This is a genomic window from Haladaptatus sp. CMAA 1909 (genome assembly GCF_043952005.1).
In the GTDB taxonomy this organism is placed as follows: domain Archaea; phylum Halobacteriota; class Halobacteria; order Halobacteriales; family Haladaptataceae; genus Haladaptatus.
Genome location: NZ_JBIOAV010000001.1, coordinates 357,908 through 382,492, shown reverse-complemented (window position 1 = coordinate 382,492; position 24,585 = coordinate 357,908). Strand labels below are relative to the sequence as shown.

25 protein-coding genes and 2 pseudogenes are annotated in these 24,585 nt (G+C 61.0%); 16 read left to right on the top strand and 11 right to left on the bottom strand.

Annotated features, from left to right (window positions below; genetic code table 11):
• The first annotated feature begins 30 nt into the window (after positions 1–30).
• On the top strand, positions 31–693 hold the full coding sequence (locus tag ACGYLY_RS02115) for an HAD family hydrolase (protein ID WP_395283869.1): 663 nt from the start codon (positions 31–33) through the stop codon (positions 691–693).
• Here the strand turns inward: ACGYLY_RS02115 and ACGYLY_RS02110 are convergent.
• Both ACGYLY_RS02110 and glp read right to left on the bottom strand, forming a co-directional pair.
• Complete coding sequence (locus tag ACGYLY_RS02110) at positions 652–2,604, bottom strand: molybdopterin biosynthesis protein (RefSeq protein ID WP_395283868.1); 1,953 nt, start codon at positions 2,602–2,604, stop codon at positions 652–654. The two genes, ACGYLY_RS02115 and ACGYLY_RS02110, sit on opposite strands and share 42 nt — an antisense overlap.
• Positions 2,605–2,659: 55 nt before the next feature.
• Positions 2,660–3,883: a gephyrin-like molybdotransferase Glp gene (gene glp, locus ACGYLY_RS02105; protein WP_395283867.1), complete on the bottom strand. Its 1,224-nt coding sequence runs from the start codon at positions 3,881–3,883 to the stop codon at positions 2,660–2,662.
• Between the two features lie 73 nt (positions 3,884–3,956).
• Here glp and ACGYLY_RS02100 point away from each other — a divergent pair, with 73 nt between their 5' ends.
• From ACGYLY_RS02100 to ACGYLY_RS02080, 5 genes are all read left to right on the top strand, one after another.
• Positions 3,957–4,730 (top strand): GIDE domain-containing protein, encoded by a 774-nt coding sequence (locus tag ACGYLY_RS02100; protein WP_395283866.1) that lies wholly within the window; start codon positions 3,957–3,959, stop codon positions 4,728–4,730.
• Between the two features lie 52 nt (positions 4,731–4,782).
• Positions 4,783–5,139, top strand: a complete 357-nt coding sequence (locus tag ACGYLY_RS02095; protein ID WP_231185117.1) for an Hsp20/alpha crystallin family protein — start codon at positions 4,783–4,785, stop codon at positions 5,137–5,139.
• Between the two features lie 6 nt (positions 5,140–5,145).
• Positions 5,146–6,816: an ABC1 kinase family protein gene (locus tag ACGYLY_RS02090; protein ID WP_395283865.1), complete on the top strand. Its 1,671-nt coding sequence runs from the start codon at positions 5,146–5,148 to the stop codon at positions 6,814–6,816.
• A gap of 59 nt (positions 6,817–6,875) precedes the next feature.
• Complete coding sequence (locus ACGYLY_RS02085; protein ID WP_395283864.1) at positions 6,876–7,250, top strand: hypothetical protein; 375 nt, start codon at positions 6,876–6,878, stop codon at positions 7,248–7,250.
• A 90-nt stretch (positions 7,251–7,340) separates the two neighbouring features.
• Positions 7,341–7,553 (top strand): hypothetical protein, encoded by a 213-nt coding sequence (locus ACGYLY_RS02080; protein ID WP_395291130.1) that lies wholly within the window; start codon positions 7,341–7,343, stop codon positions 7,551–7,553.
• A 128-nt stretch (positions 7,554–7,681) separates the two neighbouring features.
• Here the strand turns inward: ACGYLY_RS02080 and ACGYLY_RS02075 are convergent, their stop codons facing one another.
• Positions 7,682–7,912 (bottom strand): hypothetical protein, encoded by a 231-nt coding sequence (locus ACGYLY_RS02075; protein WP_395283863.1) that lies wholly within the window; start codon positions 7,910–7,912, stop codon positions 7,682–7,684.
• Between the two features lie 211 nt (positions 7,913–8,123).
• Between ACGYLY_RS02075 and ACGYLY_RS02070 the strand changes: the two genes are divergently transcribed.
• The 3 genes from ACGYLY_RS02070 (at position 8,124) to ACGYLY_RS02060 (ending at position 10,493) form a co-directional block, all read left to right on the top strand.
• Positions 8,124–8,849 (top strand): helix-turn-helix domain-containing protein, encoded by a 726-nt coding sequence (locus ACGYLY_RS02070; protein WP_395283862.1) that lies wholly within the window; start codon positions 8,124–8,126, stop codon positions 8,847–8,849.
• 73 nt (positions 8,850–8,922) lie between these two features.
• A complete protein-coding gene (locus ACGYLY_RS02065; RefSeq protein WP_395283861.1) occupies positions 8,923–10,122 on the top strand; it encodes an acyl-CoA dehydrogenase family protein in 1,200 nt (399 codons plus the stop codon).
• The gene (locus ACGYLY_RS02060; RefSeq protein ID WP_395283860.1) at positions 10,113–10,493 is read left to right on the top strand and encodes a tautomerase family protein; all 381 of its coding nucleotides are present in this window, start codon (positions 10,113–10,115) and stop codon (positions 10,491–10,493) included. The genes ACGYLY_RS02065 and ACGYLY_RS02060 overlap by 10 nt, the downstream gene beginning before the upstream one ends.
• A gap of 188 nt (positions 10,494–10,681) precedes the next feature.
• Here ACGYLY_RS02060 and ACGYLY_RS02055 read toward each other — a convergent pair whose 3' ends face one another.
• Complete coding sequence (locus tag ACGYLY_RS02055; RefSeq protein ID WP_395283859.1) at positions 10,682–10,936, bottom strand: hypothetical protein; 255 nt, start codon at positions 10,934–10,936, stop codon at positions 10,682–10,684.
• Positions 10,937–11,214: pseudogene (locus ACGYLY_RS02050) on the bottom strand (hypothetical protein). It lies immediately after the preceding gene.
• Between the two features lie 183 nt (positions 11,215–11,397).
• On the opposite strand from ACGYLY_RS02050, the gene ACGYLY_RS02045 reads away from it, so the two are divergent.
• A complete protein-coding gene (locus ACGYLY_RS02045) occupies positions 11,398–12,465 on the top strand; it encodes an aminotransferase class I/II-fold pyridoxal phosphate-dependent enzyme (protein ID WP_395283858.1) in 1,068 nt (355 codons plus the stop codon).
• A gap of 78 nt (positions 12,466–12,543) precedes the next feature.
• Here the strand turns inward: ACGYLY_RS02045 and ACGYLY_RS02040 are convergent, their stop codons facing one another.
• Together ACGYLY_RS02040 and ACGYLY_RS02035 are read right to left on the bottom strand one after the other, a co-directional pair.
• Positions 12,544–13,023, bottom strand: a complete 480-nt coding sequence (locus ACGYLY_RS02040) for a DUF5518 domain-containing protein (RefSeq protein WP_395283857.1) — start codon at positions 13,021–13,023, stop codon at positions 12,544–12,546.
• A 43-nt stretch (positions 13,024–13,066) separates the two neighbouring features.
• The gene (locus ACGYLY_RS02035) at positions 13,067–13,696 is read right to left on the bottom strand and encodes an RNA ligase partner protein (RefSeq protein ID WP_395283856.1); all 630 of its coding nucleotides are present in this window, start codon (positions 13,694–13,696) and stop codon (positions 13,067–13,069) included.
• 455 nt (positions 13,697–14,151) lie between these two features.
• Between ACGYLY_RS02035 and ACGYLY_RS02030 the strand changes: the two genes are divergently transcribed.
• The 4 genes from ACGYLY_RS02030 to ACGYLY_RS02015 all read left to right on the top strand — a co-directional run bounded on the left by ACGYLY_RS02030 (position 14,152) and on the right by ACGYLY_RS02015 (position 17,958).
• Positions 14,152–14,532: a translation initiation factor IF-5A gene (locus tag ACGYLY_RS02030; RefSeq protein WP_395283855.1), complete on the top strand. Its 381-nt coding sequence runs from the start codon at positions 14,152–14,154 to the stop codon at positions 14,530–14,532.
• Positions 14,533–15,342 (top strand): agmatinase, encoded by an 810-nt coding sequence (gene speB / locus ACGYLY_RS02025; RefSeq protein ID WP_395283854.1) that lies wholly within the window; start codon positions 14,533–14,535, stop codon positions 15,340–15,342. It abuts the gene before it with no gap.
• A gap of 336 nt (positions 15,343–15,678) precedes the next feature.
• Positions 15,679–16,449, top strand: coding sequence for a Nif3-like dinuclear metal center hexameric protein (locus ACGYLY_RS02020; RefSeq protein WP_395283853.1), 771 nt, complete (start codon positions 15,679–15,681; stop codon positions 16,447–16,449).
• Positions 16,450–16,833: 384 nt separating this feature from the next.
• Complete coding sequence (locus ACGYLY_RS02015; protein ID WP_395283852.1) at positions 16,834–17,958, top strand: deoxyhypusine synthase; 1,125 nt, start codon at positions 16,834–16,836, stop codon at positions 17,956–17,958.
• A 23-nt stretch (positions 17,959–17,981) separates the two neighbouring features.
• On the opposite strand, the gene ACGYLY_RS02010 is transcribed toward ACGYLY_RS02015, so the two are convergent.
• The gene (locus tag ACGYLY_RS02010; RefSeq protein WP_395283851.1) at positions 17,982–18,371 is read right to left on the bottom strand and encodes a pyridoxamine 5'-phosphate oxidase family protein; all 390 of its coding nucleotides are present in this window, start codon (positions 18,369–18,371) and stop codon (positions 17,982–17,984) included.
• 354 nt (positions 18,372–18,725) lie between these two features.
• Here ACGYLY_RS02010 and ACGYLY_RS02005 point away from each other — a divergent pair, with 354 nt between their 5' ends.
• Positions 18,726–19,049: a hypothetical protein gene (locus ACGYLY_RS02005; RefSeq protein WP_395283850.1), complete on the top strand. Its 324-nt coding sequence runs from the start codon at positions 18,726–18,728 to the stop codon at positions 19,047–19,049.
• A gap of 68 nt (positions 19,050–19,117) precedes the next feature.
• Here ACGYLY_RS02005 and ACGYLY_RS02000 read toward each other — a convergent pair whose 3' ends face one another.
• Positions 19,118–20,743 carry an NAD(P)/FAD-dependent oxidoreductase gene (locus ACGYLY_RS02000; protein ID WP_395283849.1) on the bottom strand — a complete coding sequence of 542 codons (1,626 nt, stop codon included), beginning with the start codon at positions 20,741–20,743 and terminating at the stop codon, positions 19,118–19,120.
• A gap of 185 nt (positions 20,744–20,928) precedes the next feature.
• Here ACGYLY_RS02000 and ACGYLY_RS01995 point away from each other — a divergent pair, with 185 nt between their 5' ends.
• Positions 20,929–21,708: a helix-turn-helix transcriptional regulator gene (locus ACGYLY_RS01995; RefSeq protein ID WP_395283848.1), complete on the top strand. Its 780-nt coding sequence runs from the start codon at positions 20,929–20,931 to the stop codon at positions 21,706–21,708.
• 43 nt (positions 21,709–21,751) lie between these two features.
• On the opposite strand, the pseudogene ACGYLY_RS01990 reads toward ACGYLY_RS01995, so the two are convergent.
• Positions 21,752–23,416: pseudogene (locus ACGYLY_RS01990) on the bottom strand (MFS transporter).
• A 149-nt stretch (positions 23,417–23,565) separates the two neighbouring features.
• Positions 23,566–24,576, bottom strand: a complete 1,011-nt coding sequence (locus ACGYLY_RS01985) for an intradiol ring-cleavage dioxygenase (protein ID WP_395283847.1) — start codon at positions 24,574–24,576, stop codon at positions 23,566–23,568.
• Between the last annotated feature and the right edge of the window lie 9 nt (positions 24,577–24,585).

The window sequence follows — 24,585 nt, the reverse complement described above, 5'->3', positions numbered from 1 at the left end:
AGCTGACGAAGCATTACTGTATGAACCCCAATGGTCGCCCGTGAGTACGATTTTTGGCTGCTCGATCTGGACGGGACGCTCATCGACATCGACCCGTCCTACGTCCGCTCGGTGTTCGGGCGGGTGAGTGACCGACTCGGTTACGAGTTCACCGACTACGAATCCGAAATCATCTGGCACGGCCTCGGCGGGTCGCGCGACGCCCAACTCCGGAAGTGGGGACTCGACCCTGTGGAGTTCTGGGAGGCGTTTCACGCCATCGAGGACCCGCAGGTCCGCGCCGAAAACACTTTCCTCTACGACGACGCCGCGTTCGTCGCCGACCTCGACTGCCCGGTCGGACTGGTGACACACTGCCAGCAGTTCCTCACCGACCCGGTGCTCGACGGATTGGACATCCGCGACTGGTTCGACGCCGTCGTCTGCTGTGACGAGCAACTGGGCTGGAAACCGGACCCCGCGCCGGTCGAACACGCGATGGCGCAACTCGGCGTCGGGCAAGGGGACCACGGCGTTCTCGCCGGAGACGGTTCGAGCGACATCGGCGCGGCGTGGAACGCGGGACTGGACGCGGTCCACGTCGAGCGCCACGACCCGACCCGCCGGAAACAGTGCGTCCTCGGAGATTACCGCGTGAACAGCTTCGACGAGCTATGGCCGAACACCCGGCAGACCTTCGATAACACCGACTAACGTCGAATCGAGCGCCGCGACCAGTTCCTCGACGCCCTCTTTTTCCTCGCGATTCGGATTGGCGAGGATTCGGACCCGCTCCTCGCCGAGCGGAACGAAACCGAGGTCGAGTTTTTCGGCGGTCGAGCGCAGGCCGAGTCCGGCGTCCGCCACCCCCGCCGCGACCTTTCTGGCCGGGCTTTCGTGGGCTTTCACCGTGAGGTCGAACCCGGATATCGATTCGACGAGGTCGCGGCGCGTGGTTCCGCGCTCCTCGGCGAGGTCGGCGACGGCGTTCCCGAGCGTGGTTCGGAGGCCGGAGTTCGTCCCGCGGTTGACGAATCGAAGGTCGCGGTCCACGAGGTCGGAAAGTCCCTCGATGTCGTCGGGATTTCCGGCGGGAACGACCAGTCCCCATTCCCGGAAGAAGGATGCGAGTTCGGTGCCCGCGTCGGCGGACAGCGATTTCGCATCATTCGCGGCTTCTCCGCCCGCACTTTCGGCGGAACGCGGTTCCGCCTCTCCGGTGACGACCGCGAAATCCGGCACGCCGCTTCGGAGGCGACGCAGGCCCTCTCGACTGCCGAACGGGAGATAGCGCGGCGAGTCGAGCGAATCGAGCAGTCGGGAGAGGGCGGGGTCGTCCTCGCCGACGCCGAGGACGGACGGCGGGCGGACCTCCGGCGAGAACAGTTGCACGGTGACCGCCTCGCCCTCGGCGAGGTACGCCGTGTCGGGATGCACCGTCACGACGCCGTCGGCTTCCACGAGGCTGGTCGTGGCTCCGCTCCCCTTGTCCACCGGGTAGGCGAGCGTGTGCCCGTGTTCGTCCTCGACCAAGCCAGTCGGCATGAGTCGCATTCGTCCCTCGCCGTAGCGCTCCTCGACGGCCATCCGGGCATCGACGATCGCCGTGGTCGGGTCGGGCAGTCCGGCCGCCTCGCGGATGGCCGGCGCGACGAACGTTCGGAAGATGGTCAACGCCGAGACGGGGTATCCCGGCAGACCGACGTAGGCCGAGTCGGGGAACCGACCGACGAGCATCGGTTTGCCGGGTTTGACCGCGACGCCGTGAAGGAGGAGTTCGCCGCGCGATTCGATGACGCGGTAGATGACGTCCACCGCGCTCGCGCTGGTCGAACCGGAGGAGAGGACGAGGTCGCACTCCTCGGACGCCTCCAACAACAGGCGCTCCATCTCGTCGTAGTCGTCGCCGGCGTGGGGGTAGAGGACGGGTTCGCCGCCGGCTTCCTCGACGGCGGCGGCGACCGTGTAGCTGTTCACGTCGTATATCTGCCCCGCTTCGTCCGAGAGCGGGTTTCCGGGGCGAACCAACTCGTCGCCCGTCGAGATGATACCGACGCGAGGGGTGCCACGGACGGGAACCTCGTCCGCGCCGAGCGCCGACAGCAGACCGATTTCGCGGGCGGTGAGTCGCGTTCCAGGACCGAGTGCCCGCTGGCCTGCAGCGATGTCCGCTCCGGCCAACATGGTGTGGTCGCCGGGCGTGACGGCGGTTCGGATTTCGACGCCCGGTCCGTCGTCGCGGTCCACGTAGTCAGTCCGTTCGACCATCACCACCGCGTCCGCGCCGGGCGGCATGACGGCCCCGGTGGAGATCTCGACGGCTTCGCCCTCTCCCACTTCCACGTCGGGTTCCGTCCCGGCGTGAACCTCCCCGACGAGGTCGAGGACGGAGGGGTCGGCCTCGTCGGCCTCGAAGGTGTCCCGCGCTTTGACCGCGAAGCCGTCCATCGCCGCCCGGTCGAATCCCGGCACGTCGCGGTCCGCGTCGAATCGCTCGGCCAGCACGCGTCCGCGTGCCTCCGTGAGCGATACCGACTCCGGTTCCGGCGTGAGGTCGAGCGATGAGATCGCCTCGTGTGCGTCCTCCGGTTCGGCGAGGTCGCGGAACTCCTTTCGGTCGGTCACGCGAATCCCCCCGCGGTGAGCGGGACGCTATCGGACGCGGGTTGTCCGATTGAAATCACGCCGACCACTCCCAGTTCGCGACCGCGACCGTCTCTCCTTCGGGAATCCCCTCGCGTTCTTCGGGCACCTCGACCCATCCGTCCGCCAGCGCGACGCTGGAGAGGACGCCGGCCCCGCTGGCACGCGTCGGGGTTGCGACGAGGTCGGCCCCCGTCCGATCCAGCGTCACCCGGACGAACGACCGGATTCCGGGTTCGCTTCGGATTTTGCGACCGAGTCGGGCGCTTTTGGTCGGAAGGTCCTCCAAGGGGAGGTTGCCGACCCACTTCAGCGCGGGACGGAGGAACTGCATCGCGTTGACGATGCAGGCGACGGGGTAGCCGGGAAGCATCAGGACCGGCGTCCCCTCGACGACCGCGAGCGCGACCGGATGTCCCGGTTTCAGCGCGACGCCGTGGACGACGACCTCACCCAGCGAGGAGACGACTTCGGGGAGCAGGTCGCGTTCCCCCACGGAGGACCCGCCGGTCGTGACGACGATGTCGTGGTCGAGGGTCGACTCGATGGCCTCGCGGAGGCGCTCTTCGTCGTCGGTCACGACGTCGTGATAGGTCGCGTTCCCGCCCCAACGCTCGACCAAGCGGGAGACGGTGAGGCCGTTCGTCTCGATGACCTCTCCCGGTTCCGGGTCGGACTGCACCAACTCCTCGCCGGTCGGGATCACGGCGACGCGCGGCCGGTCGTACACCGTGGCCTCGCTCACACCGGCGGATTTCACCATGCCGAGGTCGGACGGTCGGAGGCGGTGTCCGGCCTCGTACAGCGATTGGCCGACTTCCACGTCGTCGCCGACCGGCGCGACGTTTTCGCCTTCGGCCACGGCGTCGAACACCTCGACTTCCTCGCCGAACTCGTCGGTTTCCTCCATCATCACCACGGCGTCGGCTCCGTCGGGGAGTTCGCTGCCGGTATGGACCCGCACCGCAGCGCCGGGTACTATCTCCTCCGCTTCTCGAAGGATTTCCGGCGATCGCCCGCTAGCCCCGAAGGTGTCCTGCGCCCGAACCGCGTAACCGTCCATCGCCGCCCGCGAGTAGTGGGGCACGTTTTGCGGCGCGCTGATCGACTCCGCGAGGACCCGACCGTCCGCTTCGAGGAGCGGGACGGAATCGGTTCGGTCGTGACCGTCGACGATGTCGCGCAACCGGTCGCGGGCGGCCGACACGCGCGTCGTTTCCTTGAACCCGGACTGCTTTCTGTCCGGTTGGTGGTCGCTCATACGAACACGTTCGAGACGGCGGGCAAAAAGGAAGCGGGGAACACTTATCGTCCCGCCAACAACATCGTCCCGCATGGCCCTCCTCGACCATCCGTTCGCCCTCGCGCTCGTCGGCATCGCCGCCCTGCTCGGCTGTGTGATGCTGTGGTACGGCGGGCGTGAACTCGTCCTCGCGTATCGGATCGTAACCAACGACCCCACCGACGTCATGTCGCTGGGTGACGGCGGTCCGGTCGAAGTGGAGGGAACGGCCCGGCCACAACACGGGACGCTCACCTCGCCGTTCACCGAGACCCCCTGTCTCGCCTACGAGTACGAAGTCGAAGAGGAGCGAAACTCGAAGAACGGCCGTCACTGGGAAACGGTCGACTCCGGGCGAAACCACACTCCGTTTCGCGTCGAAGACGGTACGGCGAGCGCGCTCGTGGACCCGCGTGCGGCCGACTTTCGATTCAGCGCAGAACGGTCCATCGACGTTCGCGGCGGGAAACGGCCTCCCGAACGCGTACAGGAGTTCATCCGGCAGAACGAGGACGTCGGTTCAGAGGAGAAAAGCCTCGACCTCAAACTGTTCGAGTTGAACACGGGAAAGGACAGAAAGTACATCGAGCGGCGACTCGACCCCGACGAGTCGGTCCACATCCTCGGCGAAGCGCGCTACGACGCGAGTGCCGGACACGATGCGGGCGAGGTGAACGTCGTCATCGGCTACGGAGACGACACGCACTTCCTCATCTCCGATACGGACGAACGCGGTGCCGCGTGGCGGGTCGCGGCGAAGGGGCTTCCCTACGTGGTCGCCGGCGTCCTGTTTTTCGGCATCGGTGCGTTTGTCCTCGGGGTGTAAGACGACCAGCAAGACCGCACCCTTTTTCGGTCCTGCCTCCTAACACGGAACTATGTCAGCGCTGCGCGATGCGTTGCGAGAACTCCCGGACGCCGTGTTCGCGGACCTGTTGGAGAACGACGAGGCCTACCTCCTCGTTCTCGATATGCCCGGCGTCACCGAGGAAACTATCGACATCGACGTGACGAATGGCCGCCTCCGGATAGAAGCGCGGCGCGAAAAGGACGTTCCCGTCGAGTTCGACTACGTGAGCGAGGGGCGTCCGCTGTTCCTCGATGCCGAACTCCCGCTTCCACCGGACGCCACCGGTGCGGGTGCGGAGGCCACGGTCGCACGTGGCGTCCTCGAAATCACCCTCCCGAAACAGGCGTCGGCTCCGGACGAGTCGGTCCCGGTCACGAGCCGCTAACGGCGGGTGGTCACACTGGCATTCCTCCGCGCATACCGTCGGTTCGTCGTCGTCGCATGGCACTTCCTGCCGCTGCTGCTGAGCTACGCCCGCGACCGGAATCGGTTCCTGTTCTTCGGGTCGTCGCGCCGGGTGACGAGCGAGATGCGAATCGAGCGGGCGAACACGCTCCTCGAATCCCTCCTCACGCTCGGCCCGACGTTCATCAAACTCGGGCAACTCCTCTCCACGCGTCCCGACGTCCTTCCGCCCGAGTACGTGGACGAACTCTCGAAACTGCAAGACGAGGTGCCGCCAGCGCCGTGGGCGGACGCGGAGCAGGTCATCGAATCCCAACTCGGCCCCGTGGCGGACAACTTCGACGAGTTCGACACCGAGGCGATAAGCGGTGCGAGCCTCGGACAGGTGTACGACGCGCAAATCGACGACGAGCAGGTCGCGGTGAAGGTCAGACGTCCCGGAATAGAGGACTTGGTCGAAGCCGACCTTCGAGTCATCCGTTGGTCGCTCCCGCTCATCATGCGGTTCATCGGGCAGGCACGCGCCTTCTCGCTGGAAAACCTCGCCGACGAGTTCGCCCGCACGATTCGCGAGGAGATGGATTACGACCGGGAGGCGGAGATGCTTGGCGAGATACGGGAGAACTTCGAGGACGATCCCGATATCGCCATCCCGCGCGTCATCGAGAGTCACTCGGGGGCACGCGTTCTCACGATGGAGTTCCTCGGCGGGACGAAGATAAACCGCGTCGACGAACTGGACGAGAAGGGACTCGACCGCCACGAAATCGCCGAGAACCTCCAGCGGGCGTACCTCCAGATGATAATTCAGGACGGTGTGTTCCACGCCGACCCGCACCCCGGCAACCTCGCCGTCACCGACGACGGGCGCATCATCTTCTACGACTTCGGCATGAGCGGGCGGGTGGACGAGTTCATCCAGCGCAAAATCGTGGACTTCTACATCGCGGTGGCGAACCAGGACATCGAAGGAATCCTCGACGCTCTCATCGAGATGGGTACCCTCAGCCCGGAGGCCGACCGGGCGACGATGGGGAGCGTGATGGAACTCGCCATCGAGGACGCGCGGGGCGAGGACATCGAAACCTACCGCGTCCAGCAGATCGTCTCGCAGGTCGAGGACACGATTTACGAGTTCCCGCTCCGCCTGCCGTCGAACCTCGCGCTCGTGCTTCGTGTGGCGACGGTCGTTGAAGGGGTCTGTGTGACCCTCGACCCCGAATTCGACTTCATCGCGGTGGCGACGGAGTACCTCACCGACGAGGGGTACCGCGAGGAGTCCATCAAGAAGTACGTCTCCGAGACGGGCGACCAACTGCAAGCGTCGGCCCAGTCGCTCGTCCGGACGCCGCCGAAACTGGAGCGCACGCTCGACAAAATCGACCGTGACAACCTCTACGCCCGCGTCAGTATCGAGGACGACAACGACGTCTTCGACCTGCTGGCGAAGCGGCTCATCTTCGGCATCCTCCTCGCATTCGGCGGGTTGACGACGGCGGTGCTGTACGCGGCGGGTGCGTTCCCCGCCGCCGCGGTTGCCGGAGTCATCTCGCTGTTCATCACCCTCCTGCTCTACCGCTCGTTCCGCAAACGCCGCGGGATTCGGGCGACGCCGCAGTTCACGCGCCAGAACCTGCGGGAGCGACGCGGGGAGTAAGTAGAATTACCACCTCTGCTCCACAATCCTTTTGCGACCTCTGTTCATTCATTTGAACAATGACGACGACCGCCCACCCCTCCGCCAACAGCACGGACAGCCACTGGTGGATACTCCTCCTCCCGAGTCTGCTGTTGTCGGTTTCTGCCACGCTCGGTCTATCGGTTTCCGCGATCGCCTTCCGCCTCGAACCGTCGAGTACCCTCTCGTACCTTCCGCCGGTGGTCGGACTCGTTCTCGCTCTCGCGTACTTCACCGCCCCCGCCGCCGTCGCCGTCGGAATCCACTTCGACCGACGGTACATCGCGTCGGTGTCCGAGTGGGAACCCCGGTCCGAGTACACGCTCCTCGGCCTCGCCATGTGGTTCGGTATCGGCATCCCGTTCGCCCTGCTGTACCTCTACCGCCGTCACGAGTACGTCGGCGTTCCCTGAGTCGAATTCACGATATCTAGTAATTGGGATGGTGACTACCTATCAGTCACCACCCATACGTATTTATTCGCGAGCGTTCTGATACAGATCATGAACGTGCCCGCCGTGTACCGATCTTCGGAGTTTCGCCGACTTCTTTTGATTGGGTTTTCCGTAATCACGACGATTGCTTTGTCGTACGATTACGTGACAGCAAAGGGGATATCAGATGCGTTTTTCGTCATCATCGGATCCGGTCTGTTGCTCGCGGTACTCGTGACTGTTCCCGTACTGCTGTCTGATCGTGGGCCGGGTTTGGACTGATTAACGCGCTCCAATCAGCGTGAAGCCGGTTTCTTCTCCCCGAATCCATACGCGGAAGTAACACCACCCCGGGAGTCCCGGATCGATCTATGTGCAGTTCGTAGTGTCCACCATCAATTCGGAGCTATTCAAAAGATCCCGCCAAGAAGCATTAACACACCAACTCCTACCACGATGATACTAATGACCTGACTAAGAAGGACGCTCCAGTTTGCTGGCTCCACCTCATCCCACGGTGTTGTACTCCCAATCGAATCGATACGTTCACTCAACCGTGACAACTCATAGGCGTACCGGTACCCGAATACGCCCACAACTAGGAGTATAAGTCCAAAGAGTGTTTTTTCAGCCTCAATCATATTGAGTTATAGAACGTGGGTAATAAGGACTTTGTCGATAATTAGTATCATATTGTCACATTTTAAATCGATAAGCGGCAGTGGGTATTTCCGGTATCTTCTTTCGACCTGTGCGCCGGTCGTGGTGCGAATCTCTCGGTAACGAAATTCCACTCCGAGGGGCCACTTCCCGATGACAATCTCTACGAACCACTATGAATAACCACCAACCATGATCGGTCCCGAGAACGGTGAGGAAATACTCCATGTGTCGATTGACCTCTGGTATCCCGATTGCTGGGAAATCGAGGTTACGGAGCAAGTTGCGGCTGGATTTCTCGGATACGGAATATATTCGACTGGAGATGATGTTGCGACACTCTTTACGATATACGCAGATGACCAGGAGACGATTGCAGAAGGAATCGAAGCTACGAACGCATCAAAACATGTCCACTCCGTGTCCGAGATGGCCCCTGGCTTCCAGCGAACAACCGTGTCGAAACCAGGGAACGTAGTGCGGGAACTCCTCGTTAATCACGACGGACGCAAGCAGATCAGCCAACCTCTGACGTCTCGAGGGTTCGTCTGTACTGGTCCGATCGATATCCGGGATGGACGCGAATATTGGTCACTTGCCACAAACCGTGACCGGGAGACGGTTCAGACGAAATTTGAACAAGTCCGCGAAGAGATGAATGCGGAGATCAACATTCGTAGTATGGAACAAAGAAGCCATCAGCCCGCGACAAATGCGCTTCCTCTGGATCACCTCACGAAACGCCAGCTGGAAGTACTGCAACTCGCCCGCAAAAGGGGATACTACGAACACCCGAAAGAAACATCGGCCCGTGAGCTAGCGAATGAATTGAACATTTCTACGTCTACCCTGCACGAACATCTCCACAAAGTTGAAGCGAAGTTGTTGGGACAAAACGGACTCACACGGCTCTCGTAGGGGCTATTCTTCGAGGTTCGGATTAACTTTAGATGGTAGTATGCCTCTCGGTCGCAATCGAAGAAGACCTGCTATGTCCGGCTCCCGGTTTAATGGTTCGCCAGTACCGTACCCATCTATGGAATTCGAACTAACAGAGACCCAACGGTCACTTCGAGACGATGTTCGGGAGTTTGCAGAAACCGAAATTCGACCCGAAGTGAAACGGTTAGATGAGCAAGGCGAGTATCCCAGCCAAATCCTCGACGAACTCGGTAATCGTCGCCTCGCGGGATTGACGCTATCTGAGGAATACGACGGACGAGGAGAAGGTCTCGTCGAACTCGCGCTGATGATCGAAGAACTTTCAGCTGCGTGTATGTCCGTAGCGAGTGCCCTTGGACTGCATATCGGCGTCGCGGCAGTCATCGAGCGCTTCGGCTCCGAGGAGCAACGTGACGCATTCCTTCCCGAGATGGCGACGTTTGAGACAGTCGGTGCGCTCGGACAAAGCGAAGCCAACGCCGGGAGCAACAAATTGGAGATGGAAACAGCGGCCGAACGGCAGGGGAATAGATGGGTACTCAACGGCCACAAGCAATGGGTGACGAACTTCTATGACGCGGATTACGTCCTCACGTACGCGAAGACCGGACCCGATGAGGCCGCACCGCACAACATTAGCGCGTTTCTCGTGCCAACCGAAGAGTTCGATAGAGAGAACGACTGGGACACGTTAGGCGCAAACAGCGTTAAATCGCCGCGTGTTTCACTTTCAGACGTCCATGTCCCTGCTGATCGCCTCATTGGTGAGGAAGAAGAGGGATACACCGAACGTGGTGAAATCCACACCGGTGTGAACGTTCCTGCTCGAGGTGTTGGTATCGCTCGTGCTGCGCTCGAAGACACAGTTTCGTACACGAGTTCAAGAGAACAATACAGCCAGCATATCAGTGACTTCCAGGGCGTGCGATGGGAGATCGGCGAGATGGCAGAACGTGTCGACGTAGCTCGATTGCTCACACTTCGAGCGGCTGACCGCGCTGATCGGGGCCACGATGTAACACGCGAGTTTGCCATGGCGAAGATCAACGCAACGCAGGCCGCAGTCGACAATGCGAACAGAGCGGTTCAACTCCATGGCGGTCTTGGATACACTACCGAATATCACGTTGAGCGCTACCTTCGTGATGCGAAACTCCTGACGATAGCTGGCGGTCCAAATGAGGGTCACAAAGACACGCTTGCAAAAGCTGTGATCGAGCAGGACGAAAGTGATTCCGTATGCCGTTAGTTACAATTTCAGTGCTGGCAGGCAAGTCCGACGAGTATCGAAATACAGTCGCTAACGCGGTCAACACGGCTGTGATCGATACGCTTGACTTCCCACCAGGTGATCGCTATCAACTCATTCGAGAACTCCCTCCGCAGGATCTCGAGTTACAAGATCGGGACGGGGACCGAGCCGTGCTTGAGTTGACAATGCGTGCTGGCCAAGATCGCGAAGACAAACAGGCGTTTTACGCTCGTGTGACGGAATTATTAGACCAGGATCCGGGGATCTCTCCAGAAAATGTGATGATCGTCATCGCTGAGAATAGTGAAGAGGACTGGTCTTTCCGGGATGGTGTGGCCCAGTTTATAGCTGATAGCGAATCCGATTGAGAGCAAAGTGTACCCTCTATAATTAACATACAGCCGGATTCCTTCCGGCGAACATCCGAAGCAGAAGTGAACCAACCCCGGTACCCTCAATGAAATCTGTGGGTACAGTTACCGTCATCGAAGATACATCTCAAGCGAATCAACGACGTGATCGACGAATTCCTTCGTGACTCGACCCTACCACGCCATCAGATCTTCGATACGAGGGGAGTGGACTGCCCATGAGAGAGAAACGATTCGTACGGTACACCACCTGTTTTCCAGACAGCTGACTCTAAGGGAATCGAATCGCCGTACTCTTTCGTCAAGGGAGCGACAGCCACGTACTGCTCGTTGCCGAACGGATGCGATTCGTTGTTGATGATGAGCCACGGTCGTTGGCTCTCTTCGCCCAGTTTGAACGGGTCCGAACTTCGAACCACATCGCCACGTTCCGGTTGCATCTAGTCGTCTCGCTCGCTTGGATGCGATTGTCCGGAGCGACTGCATCCCATTCGTCAGGTTCGATCGCTCCTTCGTCTTGATTGAGCCGTTCCGTGATCGTGTGGAGAGCATACGCGTCTGCAACCCGATCAAGATCGTTCGTTATTGCCCAGTACTCTCCTCTGTGTCGCACGAGTTCACGCTGTTTCAACCGCGAGAGGGCTGTCCCAACTGTGTTCGGGTCCTCGTCGAGACTGGTTGCGATTTCCGACCGGGTGAACGCTTTGCGCCGAAGCAAGCGTTCTTTCTCCGACCGATTCGCACTTCCTCGTCGGCGTCCGTTTCCCCGCCGGTTCGACCATCGGTCACGACAGACAGTACGACCCGTCCAGAGAAATCCGTCCCGTCACCGCGATAGTTCTCTCAATTCCCTCCCTGCCACATTCCGTAGCTTTTCGACCGACCGCTTCCAACTCCGAGTATGAACATCGAACCCTTCGGCTTGGAGCGCTGGTTCGCCGAGTACGAACACGAGGCCGACATCATGCTGGCCGAGAGCGGCATTCGAAGTCTGGACGCCGACCGCTTCGATTTGGACCCCGGCGAGTTGGGTTACGTCATCCCGACGAACGGGAACCCCGAATTTCGGGCTGAGGTCGGCGAGCGCTACGGCCGGAGCGTCGACGAGGTGCTGTTCACCTGCGGGACGCAGGAGGCGAACTTTCTGGCGTTTCTGAGTCTGCTGGACGACGGGCACGCAGTTGTGATCACCCCAACCTACCAAGCGCTCCATGCGGTACCCGAGTCGATGGGAGAAGTGACCCGAGTGTCGCTCGAACCGCCGGAGTGGGAACTCGACGTGGACGCCGTCGCCGACGCGATTCAGGAGAACACGCGGGTCATCGTCCTCAACAATCCGAACAACCCGACGGGACGGTATCATCCGCAGGAGAAGGTGGAAGCCCTCTACGACCTCGCGGAGGATGCCGGGGCGTACCTGCTCTGTGACGAGGTGTACCGACTGCTCTCGCCCGACCCGGTTGACCCCGTCGCCAGTATGGGCGAGTACGGCATCAGCACGACGAGTCTCACGAAGGCCTACGGACTCGCCGGACTCAGATTCGGATGGCTCGTCGGGGCGGAGGAGGTTGTGAACGGCGCGTGGGAGTGGAAGGATTACACCACCATCTCACCGGGCATCATCGACCAGCACGTCGCCCGGCAGGCCCTCGGCGACCACGAGGACGACATCCTCGCGGAGAACCGCGAGTTGGCGGCGAGCAACCGCGAGCGAGTCCGCGAGTTTGTGGACGAGTACGGGTTGGAGTGGTACGACCCCGTGGGCGTCAACGGGTTCGTTCGGATTCCGGACGGCTTCGAGGACAGCGAGGAATTCTGTCGCGGCGTGGTCGAGGAAGAGAGCGTCGTTCTCGCGCCGGGGAACCTGTTCGGCTTCGACCGGTACTTCCGCATCGGGTTCGGACTGCCCGCGGAGGAGTTGGAGGACGGATTGGGGCGCGTCGAGTCGTTCCTCGACGGTCACGCGTAGCGGACGCGTTTCGGTAGTGTTCGGTCCGTTTCGGTGGTCCCGTCCGTTCACGTGAATACGTTCGAAGGGAAATTTCGGTTAGCCGGCCGAACCGAACATTCGCGACGAGTGGAGGCGCTCGTTGAGCCATCCACCGATACTGCCACCCACTCTGCCGACCAGCAAAACGATAGCAAGGAGGATGATGACGGAGACGAGTGCGAACCCGCCCGCAACCACCAATCGCAACGCGGATTCTCCAACTACATCGATGACGAGCGGGAAATTCCACGCGTCGCCGAACCCGATCGCACTTTGCCAGACCACTACCGGCAACCCCCCGACGAATCCCGTTATCGTACCCGCACGGGAACTCGTCGCTGACCGTGGCAGATAGACGTATCCCGCAATCACGGATGCGATCAGTAGCGCGGATACCTCACTGCTGCGAGGGAGGGTGTCCGGCGTGAGTATCCAGTTCACCCACACCGTCACGGGAATCGACGCGAGGCCGAGGAGGACCGCGAGACGAAACTGCTCGCTAGTCGCGTCGATGACGAGATTCCGAAGCAAGAGCATGGGAAAACAACTCCTGTAGTCTATCTTAACACTATCGTCGGAGTCACATCTCTTCGCTGGCTTCGAGATACGATTCGAGGAGCGGCGGGAAATCGCGACCGCGGAGGTAGCGCAGGCCGAAATCCTCGGCCCAGTTGATGATGCCGGTATCTTCGGTGACGACTCCGGCGTCCAGTTCGCGGGCGAGGATGAGCAGGTCGAAGTCCTCGCGGGAGTCCAAGACGCCGCGGCGGAGGGTCGAGCGGTACTGGCTTCGCAAGTCGGAGATGAGCGCACCCACATCGGTGTGGCCGTCCTCCGAGGCTTCCCTGACGGCGTCTTCGGACACGCGGAGGCCCTTGTCCACGCGCCCGCTCATCTCGTCGATGAACCGATAGACGAGTTCGGCGGGAATCATCACCTCGTAGCGGGCGGGATTCTTCTTGATGACCCACGTTTCGAGTTTCGAGAGGACGCTGTCGGAGACGCCGCGGTCTTCGAGGATGACCGTGAGTTCGCCGTGAACGGACGGGGGAATATAACAGGAGATGTTGAGCGCGAGTTTTGCGGTGGCGATGGAGTCGAGAAGGCGCTCGATCGCGTCCTCCAACTCCTCCCCTTCGGATCGAATCTCCTCGGAGAGGAAGACGGACGTATCGAGGACGAACCGCTGTTTCAGCGGGTGTTCCGGCATATGTGGCGATTCGCCTCGGTGGGTAAAAGCCCTTCCATGTTATTTGTTCACGTGTATCGTGGCAGAACTCCTGAAAAACGTTTATCATTATCGATGATCAATATACGGATGTCGCAGGAACCACGAGAACAAACCGGATGGTTTCCGTCGATTCGACGGAAACGCGGGGCAAACACCAAGTGGTCGGTCAAACGGCAACGAGGTCAACGCTCCGACGGAAAACCGAAGCGACGCAGTAATCGTCCGCAAAGACGATCGTGAAGGCCAAGTAACGGACGGCGTGAAAACGGCGTTCGTGAAACTGGTGGAAGCCAGCCACGGTCGTAGGCGTCGTGGAAAACGTTTCCCATCCGGGTTCTATTCGCGGTTCCTGTGCGTTCTTCGTTTCCACAACCTACGAGCGGACGCGACGCGTTTCCAAACGGTTTATACCGACGGGAGGGCAATTCCGCGACATGGCGAAAGAGCAAAAGGAAGTCCGCGAACTCAAAGAAGGCAACTACCTGATGATGGACGACGCAGCGTGCGTCATCAAATCCTACAGCACGGCCAAACCCGGTAAACACGGCAGTGCGAAGGCGCGAATCGAGGGGAAAGGCGTTTTCGACGACAAGAAGCGAAGCCTGAGCCAGCCCGTCGACGCGAAGATTTGGGTCCCGATCATCAACCGCAAACAGGGACAGGTCGTCAGCGTCGAGAGCGAAACGGTCGCACAGGTCATGGACCTCGACACCTACGAAACCATCACCATCAAGACGCCCGAGGGAATGGACATCTCGCCCGACGACACCATCGAGTACCTCGAGATGGAAGAGCAGCGAAAGATCGTACGCTAGATGTTTCCCGGCGCGTCTACCGACCGCGGACATGCGGACTTCGTGGTGGTGGGTGCGCCGCTCGACGTATCCACCACGTTTCAGCCCGGCACGCGGTTCGGTCCCGACGAAATCCGTAAATTTGCACGGACCTTCGACGACTACGACCGCCGAACCGGGCAGCGTTTTTCCGACTGTTCGGTTCACGACCACGGCGACGTGTACGCGTGGGACGACGCCGAGGAATATTTGGAGTACCTCGAAGGCGTCGTCACCGACGTGGTTTGGGACGACGCCGTCCCCCTGCTCCTCGGCGGGGAACACACCGTCACGGGGGCCGCCGTTCGCGCGACCGACCCCGACGTGTTCGTCTGCCTCGACGCCCACCTCGATTTGCGCGAGGAGTACGACGGCAACCCGTTGAGCCACGCAACCGTTACCCGACACGTCCTCGATATCGCCGACGAAGCCGTGATTCTCGGCGCTCGAACCGGCAGCGAGGAGGAGTGGGAACGCGCCGCGAAATCGGACGTAACCGTCGTGCCACCCGAAGACGTGGCCGACTGGACACCCGAGTTCGACGGGAGCGCGTACCTCAGCGTGGATATCGACGGCGCCGACCCCGCGTTCGCTCCCGGGACCGGCACGATGGAACCGTTCGGCCTCACCTCGCGAGAGATGCGCGATGTGGTGCGCGACGTGACCGAAACGGCGGACGTCGTCGGTTTCGACGTGGTCGAGGTAAACGACCGCGACGACGGCCAAGCGGCCTCCCTCGGCGGAAAGCTGTTGCGCGAGTTCGTGTTCTCACACGCCGAAACGACGGCGTGAGTCGAAGTAAAAACGAGTGTTTGTAGTCGTTTTTCGAAGAACGGTGAACGAGTCCGGACCGTAGAGATTTCTCTCCGTCGATGGTGTCACCCTGAAAAGCGGAAGAGGCGCTGTTAGAGCGCGCGCCGTACTTTGCGCATGATACGTCGCCTGAACCGTCGTGGAAGACGTCGCCACGTGGACATGGCCTTACGGAACTTGCTCATGATCGAACACCTCCGTCGTCGCTTTTCCCCGAGATGGGGGAGTAAATATCGTCCGCACTCCGCCTTAACCGTGCTGGCGGAGGGTCCGAAAGCCGAGGCATACAAGCCGCCGGAACCACGAAGGACAGGTATGAATCTCGCCGAACTCGTCCAGCGATACGACGACCGACTTCGAACCGACGATTTCGCCGACATCGACGCCAGCGCGAACGGACTGCAAGTCGGCCCAGACGACCCGGAATCCGTCGCCGTCGAACGCGTCGCGTTCGCCGTGGACGCCGCCGAACGGACCATCGAGGAGGCCGTCGAATGGGGCGCGGACGCGTTGGTCGTCCACCACGGACTCTCGTGGGGCGGCATCGAACGCGTGACGGGCCGCGACTATCGGCGACTCGCGCCGCTCATCGAGAACGACGTGGCGCTGTACGTCTCGCACCTCCCGCTCGACTCCCACCCCGAACTCGGCAACGCGGCGGGTATCGCCGACCTCCTCGGTCTCGAATCGCGGGAACCGTTCGGTCGGATGGGACCGGAGCACATCGGCCAACGGGGTCACGGCGACCTCACGATGGGAGAGCTGAGCGACCTGTTGGCGAGCGAACTCGATACCGGCGGGCAGGGGGTTCGGGAGTTCGACTTCGGCCCCGAGACGGTCGAATACGTCGCCATCGTCACCGGCAGCGGTGCGGACTGGTTGGACGAGGCCGTCGAAGTCGGCGCGGACGTACTGATTACGGGTGAAGGGAAGGGAAAGGTGTACCACGAAGCGCGGGAAGCCGAATTGAACGTCGTCCTCGGGGGCCACTACGCGACGGAGACGTTCGGCGTGCAGTCGCTCGAATCGCTGGCCCGTGAGTGGGGCATGGTGACAACCTTCATCGACGCGCCAACCGGTCTGTAACTACGCATTCTTCGGCTACAACTACCCTCGTCGTCCGGTACAACTACTTTCGCGGCGGTCTGTAACTACTCACATCGACACGCTGAATTTTCGCAATTCGTCATACGATTTCGTCGAAACAGGAGGTATTAAAAGGGGAGGCGACGAGGAAACGGACGTGTCCTGCGGGTATCAACGGCCCGAGAGGACCGCCGGAACCATCGAGGTCACGTTCCGGTCTCGCCGGACACGGGCCGCCGCCGACCGGCCCCGATAGCCGAACTTCGGTTACGGCTAATCGAAGCGTCTCTGGCCCTTGACCTCGCGTCACGCGCGCCCTCGTGGCAGTCGGCAACACAGTTTCTAACCGAGGCATTGAATCACCTGTAGCCGACACTGTGGCGTATGACTGACCACGATGAGCACGACGACCACGACGAGGACTACGATGAGGCGAATCACGACGACCACGGGAACCACGCGGAACACGAGCACCGCGTTCACCGCGAGGAGTTCCGTCACGACCCCATCGCCCACGCCGAAGTGCGTGCCGGGATGACCGTCGGCGAACTGGCCGACGAGTACGGGAACGCGGGAGTCGGTGCAGCGAACATCCATAAAGCCGTGGACATCTACGCCGAGATGCTTTCCGACGACGTGACCACCTTCTTCGGACTCGCGGGCGCGATGGTCCCGACCGGAATGCGGAAAATCGTCGCGGACCTCATCCGCGACGGCCACATCGACGCGCTGGTGACGACCGGCGCGAACCTCACCCACGACGCTATCGAAGGTATCGGCGGCAAACACCACCACGGAAGGGCACGCCCTTCCTGCTCACACTCGCAAAACACGGGTGAACACGGAAGGGACGAACAGGACGGCAAATCCATGCGCGAGCACGACGAGCAACTGCGCGACGAGGAGGTGGACCGAATCTACAACGTCTACCTGCCACAGGAACACTTCGCGCTGTTCGAGTCCCACCTCCGCTCCGAGGTGTTCCCGAACATCGAGGAGACCGTCACCATCCAGCGCCTGACGGAGGAACTCGGCCGCGCGAACGGCGAGGTGAACGAACGCGAGGGCGTCGAGGAGGACGCTGGAATCGCGGCAGCGGCCTACGAGAACGACGTCCCCATCTACTGCCCCGCCGTGCAGGACTCCGTCCTCGGATTGCAGGCGTGGATGTACTCCCAGACCTCCGACTTCCAGTTGGACGCGTTGACGGACATGACCCACCTCACGGACCTCGCGTTCGAGGCCGACAGCGCAGGTGCCATGGTCGTCGGCGGCGGCGTTCCGAAGAACTACGTTCTCCAGACGATGCTCGTCTCGCCGAAGGCCTACGAGTACGCCGTCCAGTTGACGATGGACCCGCCGCAGACCGGCGGCCTCTCCGGTGCCACGCTGGATGAAGCGCGCTCGTGGGGCAAACTCGAAAAGGCCGCGCGAAACGTCTCCGTCTACGCCGACGCGACGATTACGCTCCCGTTGGTCGTCGCCGCCGCGAGAGAGCGAATCGAGTAGTCGAAAGATCAGTACCGCGTTACTCAGTACCGCATGAACGTCCCCGACCCCACGTCGATTCTGACCAACGTGTTTTCCGGATAGGCGTCCACGTCCGCACCGTAGCGCGGGTTGATCCGTTCGGCGGCCTTCAGCGCCTCCTCTTTGTCCTCGATCACCCGCGCCGTCCCCAGCATCGTGACCTTCCACTCCGCCGTTCCGGCGATGTCCTTCTGGATGGAAACCGCGACTCGCGGGTTCTCGCGGAGGTTCTCCAGTTTTCGCCCGCCAGTGAGAATCGACACCGTTCCGTCGGCGTAGTGGTACCACACCGGCGCGACGTGTGGTCGTCCGTCGGAGCAGGTCGCGAGGTGCGCCATCACCGACTCCTCGGCGAGGAGAATTTCGGCTTCGTCGGGAAGAACGTCTGCCATAGTTGAACGACGACGGGGCGGGAAATGTGTGTTGTGGAACGCGGTGTGAAAATGTGTGTTATGGAATGTGGTGTGATGGATTTTTGTGCTGGAGCGGAGTAGGGTTGAACGGCCGATGACGAGAACGGCGTTCCGAACCGGCGTGGCGGCCGGTTATGACGAACCCTATGAGTGCCGAGGCCACCGCATTTACTCGTGTCGACGATTAGGTCGTTACCAACACGGATAGCACAATGAAGGAATCAATTCCGCGAACATGTTATTTTATAATTCAATCTAGAAAAGATTTATATTTATATACTATAGTTTATTTAATGCATATCAGGTAAAAATACAGAAGGCAGAAGGTCGTTTGTGAAAAAGGCCGCCGCGTCGTTAGTCGTCGGTGGTATAGCGGCGACCGGAACGGCCGCCGCCGCAACGGAAAACGAACTCATCGTGACGGCACCGGGCAACGGTAGCGGACAATTCGATATCGAAGTTCCGGATTCGGGTGCGGTATACAAGGACAAAGAGCTACTCGACCGAGACCATCTCGAAGTGACAAGTCACGGTACTGCGATTTCCCACGGATACGTCGGTAGCGGTCAGGACCGAATTCTCTTCGACGGCGACCCGGACGACGTGAATCCCATCGACGTTCCGGCCGATATCGAGACAGAAATCCGATCGCTATAGAAACGGAACTCGAACGAACAGCAACCGAACCGACATCCATTTTTTTTATTAATACGAGAGAACGCGGCTTACCCCATCTTGGGAAGCTGGAAGTCGAAGAGCTGCTCGCGGAGATGATTCGGTGATTCGGTTTTCCCCCACGTGATGAACGCGTCGACGAGTTCCGGATCGCTGAAATCGACGTGACGGGCATCCTCGCTCCCCCAGTCGTAGACGTGCTTCGGCAGCCACTCGGCGTCGCGCAGTTCGCCGAGGATGACCTCGGCAGCCGCCTTGGCCGACACTTCTCCGGCGGCGTAGCCGTCGAGTGCGTCCGACGTGGTCTCGAACATCGCACTCGCGTCAGGGGCAAACGGCGCTTCAACGCCCGGCCTACGTTCGGTGAGCAAGCTGTCGAACACCGTGCGCTCGCCTGATTCGAGATAGTCGAAACAGTGGCGCTGAATGTAGAGGTCCTCGAACAGCATCTGTGCGAGTTCGAACTGTGCCCACGCGTTCCAGACGGCGAAGTCACCGAGCGCCTTGTACGCGTTGCTGACAGTGGCGTCGACCGTCTCAATCTGCTCGCGGTGGAGGTCATCGAGCCGCTCGAAGCGCTCGGCCGAGAAGTCGTCGGCCTCGAACGCGTCCAACAGGAGATTCGTCGAGACGAACACCGACTCGAATGTGTTCACCAGACCGAGGGAGTACAGTGGGTCAACGAAGCCGTACGTACTGCTCGTCAGGAAGTGGCGATGACCGGACGAGCGACTGGCCGTGCGTTGCAGGCGTCCCGTCCGAACCCACGGCGTTGTCGGCTCGACACCGCCGAGGTGACGCGCGATACCGGGGAACCGCTCGACGATGCTGAAGAACTCCTCTTCGGGAGTCGCGGACTCGTCGGCCGGGTAGGCGTCGCGGTCGAGCACCAACCCGACGCTCGCCTTCGTCGCGTCCGAGCGCTCGAAGTTGTCGAACGGAATGATCCACATCCAGCCGCCGTCGAAGACGTGGTGGAGTGTGCCGTCGTGGAGACGGTTCGACTGTCCGGGGCGGTCCGCTTCGGCGATAACGTCGTCGAACGGCTCCAGTCCCTCGACGTGTGCGAAGATGGCCCGAGAGTCGGTGGTGAGCGCCGACGCCTCCTCGTGGTAGCCGCGCTTCTCGGCGAGCACCGAGTTCCCACCGGTTGCGTCGATATAGAACGCGGCCGTCGTCTCCCCGTCGTCAGTGGTGACGGTGACGTCATCGGTACCGATATCGACATCGACGATGGGCGTCTCGTCGACGTAATCGACGCCGTAGGCTTCGGCAGTCTCGACGAGGTAGTGGTCGATATCGGCGCGCAGGAAGTGGCTCTCGCTGTAGAGCGGCAACCGCGGTGGGATGAGTTGGTGGGCGTCGTCGCCGTCGAACGACTCGCCCTCTCGATGGTAGCTGAACGCGATCGAGTGTTTGATTCCGCACGATGATGTAATGTTGTTCACCACTTCGTCTGCGTCACTCAGATATCGGATCTCCGGGATGTCGAAGTATTCGCCGACGATCCACATCCACATCGAACTCTGTGGCAACAGCCCTTCTCCGATGGCGAAGCGTGGATGTGCACTCGCCTCGACCAACAGCACGTCCAACCCGGCGTCGGTGAGGATCGTTGCCGTCGTCGATCCGGCGATACCGGAACCGCCCACGATGACGTCGTAGTCGGTGGTCATCGTTTTCCTCCGTCCGTCGTTCTCGTCGCTACGATGCAAATGGACGTGTTACAGTTCATTATCATATCATTCATGACATGAGGTGGTTGATGTTCGCAGTTATAGCCACCGACAGGACAGTGTTTCACGGTTGAAACGATGGACAATTCCTGAAACGTTATGTCGGACAACACAAATGTATGCGTATGAACCAATCGGCGCTCGATGGGGACACCCAGTTGCTACGACGGGCCCCGATGCTGGCCGCCTGTCGTGACGGACCCGTGAGTCGTTCGACCATCGCAGAGCGTGCGGACTGCTCGCGGACGACGGCGTACCGAGCGACGACCGAACTCGTCGAACACGGTCTGCTCGAACAAGCCGACGGCGGCTATCTCCTCACCGGATTCGGGACGACGGCGCTCGATCGTATCGAGCAGTTTCGGGCAGCGCTCGACGGAGCCAGACGGCTTCGGCCGGTATTGGACTGTATCGATGCTCCGGTATTGCGCTCGAACACCCATCTGTTCACGGACGCGGTGGTCATGGAGGCCGACTCCGAGGCCCCCTACGCCATCGAACAACGGTTGGAGTCGATCATCGCCAACGCCAGCGAGCGCATCTACGGCGTTTCGACGAGTTTCGGCTCGCCGATAACCCTCACTCGAACCGTCGACCGTGTTGAGTCCGGGGTCGACTTCGAGTGGGGCCTTCCACGAGCGGTACTCGAACGCCTCGAAAGCCAGCACGGCGACTTGCACACACGGATTCGAACCCACCGGAATACCACTGTGCACGTCGTTGAGGATTCAGTGGTCGACTTCTCGCTCTACGACGACACACTCGTTCTCACAGGTTTCGGCGAGGACCGCGGGACGCTGGCTGCCGTCGCGGTCACAGATAACCACGATGCCCGTGCATGGGCCGAGAGACTCTACCGCCGATACAGACGCCGTGCCGATACACTCGATTCTATAGCGTTTTAGCTTTCTCACGTGTCGAATTCCGAAGTAATTCGGGATGGTCGGCTCATTCGTCGGCGTCCGGTATTCGCCGGGGCAAGAACGTCGATGCGATGAGTAGGAGCAACACGAACAGTACCAAGAGGAGCAGTGCCGCCCGTTGCGCGTCGAACATCGCGGCCTTAAAAATACTTTTGAGCAATCGTCGTTGCGGAGGAGCGAGTTGGTTCAGGAAGTGTCGCTGCGTGGCTTCGGTCGCCGTCTCCGCTGCGTCTTCGAGCGCGATCACCAACTCGTACCGTTGTTTCATCGAGACCGACACGCCGCGCGCTCGCAGGATGCCGTCGACGACGCTGCCGTAGAACCGTCCGAGAAAAAACGAACCGACGACCGCCGTCCCCAGCGAAAATCCGATCGAACTGCTCACGTTCAGGACTCCGGACGCCTCGGCGGAGTCCGCGGTGGGGACGGCCGACATCGTCATGTTGGTTATCTGTGCCAGTATGAGCCCGACACCGGCCCCGTACAGCGCCACCGGGATAACCATCCTGCCGATCGTCTGATCGGGTCCCGTCTGCTCGTACAACAACATCAGTCCGAAGCCCATAGATACGATGCCGACCTGGATGAGCGTCTTCGGCGAGATGAACCGACGCCAACTTGGCGTAAACGTCGCGAACAGGACCGACGCGAGGGAATACGGTAGCAACGCGACACCCGTTTCAAAGGCGGTGTATCCGAGTACTGCTTGGAGATAGACCGGGAAGATGAACATGAAGCCAGCCTAGATTACTGACCGAACGTTGTACGCGATGACACCGGATAAAAAAGAGCGGTTCGTCAGCACGTTCAGCGGAACGAGCGGTGATTTCCCGGCGCGTTCTATTCGGCGTTCGTACTGAACGAACGCGGCGAAGGCGAGCAGTCCGACCCCGAGGAACCAGATCGCCGGGGACGTGCCGAACGGGTTGAACTGCACGTCGCCGACGAAAAACGGCCGCCTCGCGAGGAGCCATCCGTACTTCCCGCTGAGAAGGAATCCGGTGACGAGCGTCGTCGCACCGACGATGGACAGAACCGTCCCACCCTTGTCCAGCGAACCGTGGGTTTCCGACAGCGGGTTTGGAGTCACGTACCGAACGAAGAGGAGAATTACCCCCACTCCGACGAGTTGGAGCGTAAAACCCCACCGCCAACTCGCGTACGTGGTCAGTGCGCCGCCGATAATCGGTCCAAGCGTCGACCCAACCCCGCCCACGCCGGCCAACAGTCCGAACGCCTTCGCCCGGTCATCGTCTTCGTAACTGACCGTCAAGACAGTGAACGTCAGGGGGAATAACACGGCGGCCGCGGAACCCTCGATGAACGACCAGCCGAGATAGAGGAGCGTCGTATTCCAGCTAATCGCCGCCACCAGCGTCCCGCCGGCGTAGACGATCAGTGCGACTGCCATTACACGCCGACTGCTATGCCGAGACGGCAGGGTACCGGCCGGGAGAATCAGCGCAGCGATCACCAGCGAGTAGAGTGCGACCGCCCCTTGAATCGCGGTGACCGTGGTATCGAACTCGTCCACCATCGTGGGAATCGCCACGTTCATCAGGGACGCGTTGATGACGATAATGAACGTCGTCAGACTGACGGCGATCGCTGGACCCCAGTATCGTACGCCCGCCTTTACAGCCGTAGAGGGATGAGACCTTCCGCTGGAAGCGGACCCATCTGAAGGCATGCAGCGATCTACCACTGTGACCCTCAAATAGCATAGAGCTAGTTAGTCACGGAAAGTCGGAGATACTGCCCTGCTCTTCGGGGAGAGAGGGTGTCAATTCGATTCAAGCGGCCGATGGTCGCCAAGTGCTTACTCGTGGCGGAAGGGGATTACGAAGATTCGTTCGCCGCCGAGCCGTTCGGGGGCGCAGAGCCGTTCATCGGACCCGAACCATTGGGCGGAGCGGAACCATTAGGCGGAGCAGAACCGTTCGGTGGGGCTGAACCGTTCGGCGGAGCGCCCCCTCCATGTGGGCCGGACGCCGAATCGTCGTCGCTCGTCTCCCCGTCCGTGTACAGCGCGACGTTGAGCGTGCCCGCGTACCCCGCGTTCGTCTTCGTGACATCGAGCACGAGTTGTGATGCGTTTCCCTGTTGGAAGATATTGTCATCGGCGTTGCGCGTGTCGCGCTCGTCGCGTTCGGCGTACGGTTCTTTCGTGTACACCTGATCGGTGAGGTCGTCGTCGAAGAACAACTGCGACGTGAACTCGTAGGCGTCCGTCGCGTCCTCCGACGAGCGGACCTTGAAATGGATGTGGACTGCCCGCCCCGGATACCAACCGGGGTAAACGGTCGTGAACGACGTTGTGCCGTTCTCGTCGGTGCTTTGAATCCCGCGAAGGAAGTCTTTGCCCACGGTACCCTGTGCTTCGACGTCGGAGTAGACCCCATCGGCGTTGGCGTGCCATACGTCGACGATGGCGTTTTCGAGCGGTACACAGCCGCTATCTGACAGCTCGTGGACGCTGAACCCAAGGTCAAGACGGGTTCCGGGCTGCTGGTCACCCGTCTCGGAGTCCGCTCGAATGTCCGAGCGACGGAGGTTCTCGTCGACGTAGTACGGCCCTTCGGTGAGTTCCGTCATGGCGACGCAGGCGGTCGTTCCGTTCCCCGTCGTGACCGTCGTGTTCGTCACGGTACCCGTCGCCGGGTAGTTCGAGTCCGATGTCGACATGGGTGTTGCGGTCGCGGTTCCTGACGACCCCGTCGCCGAACTATTCTCTCCCGAATCGCTCGACGTGGAACAGCCAGCGAGAAACGCCAAGGCGGGGATACCGCCGAGTGCAATCGCTTGTCTGCGAGTCAGTAACCGACCGGTCGGTTCGTCGTCGATATCCATATCTCGACC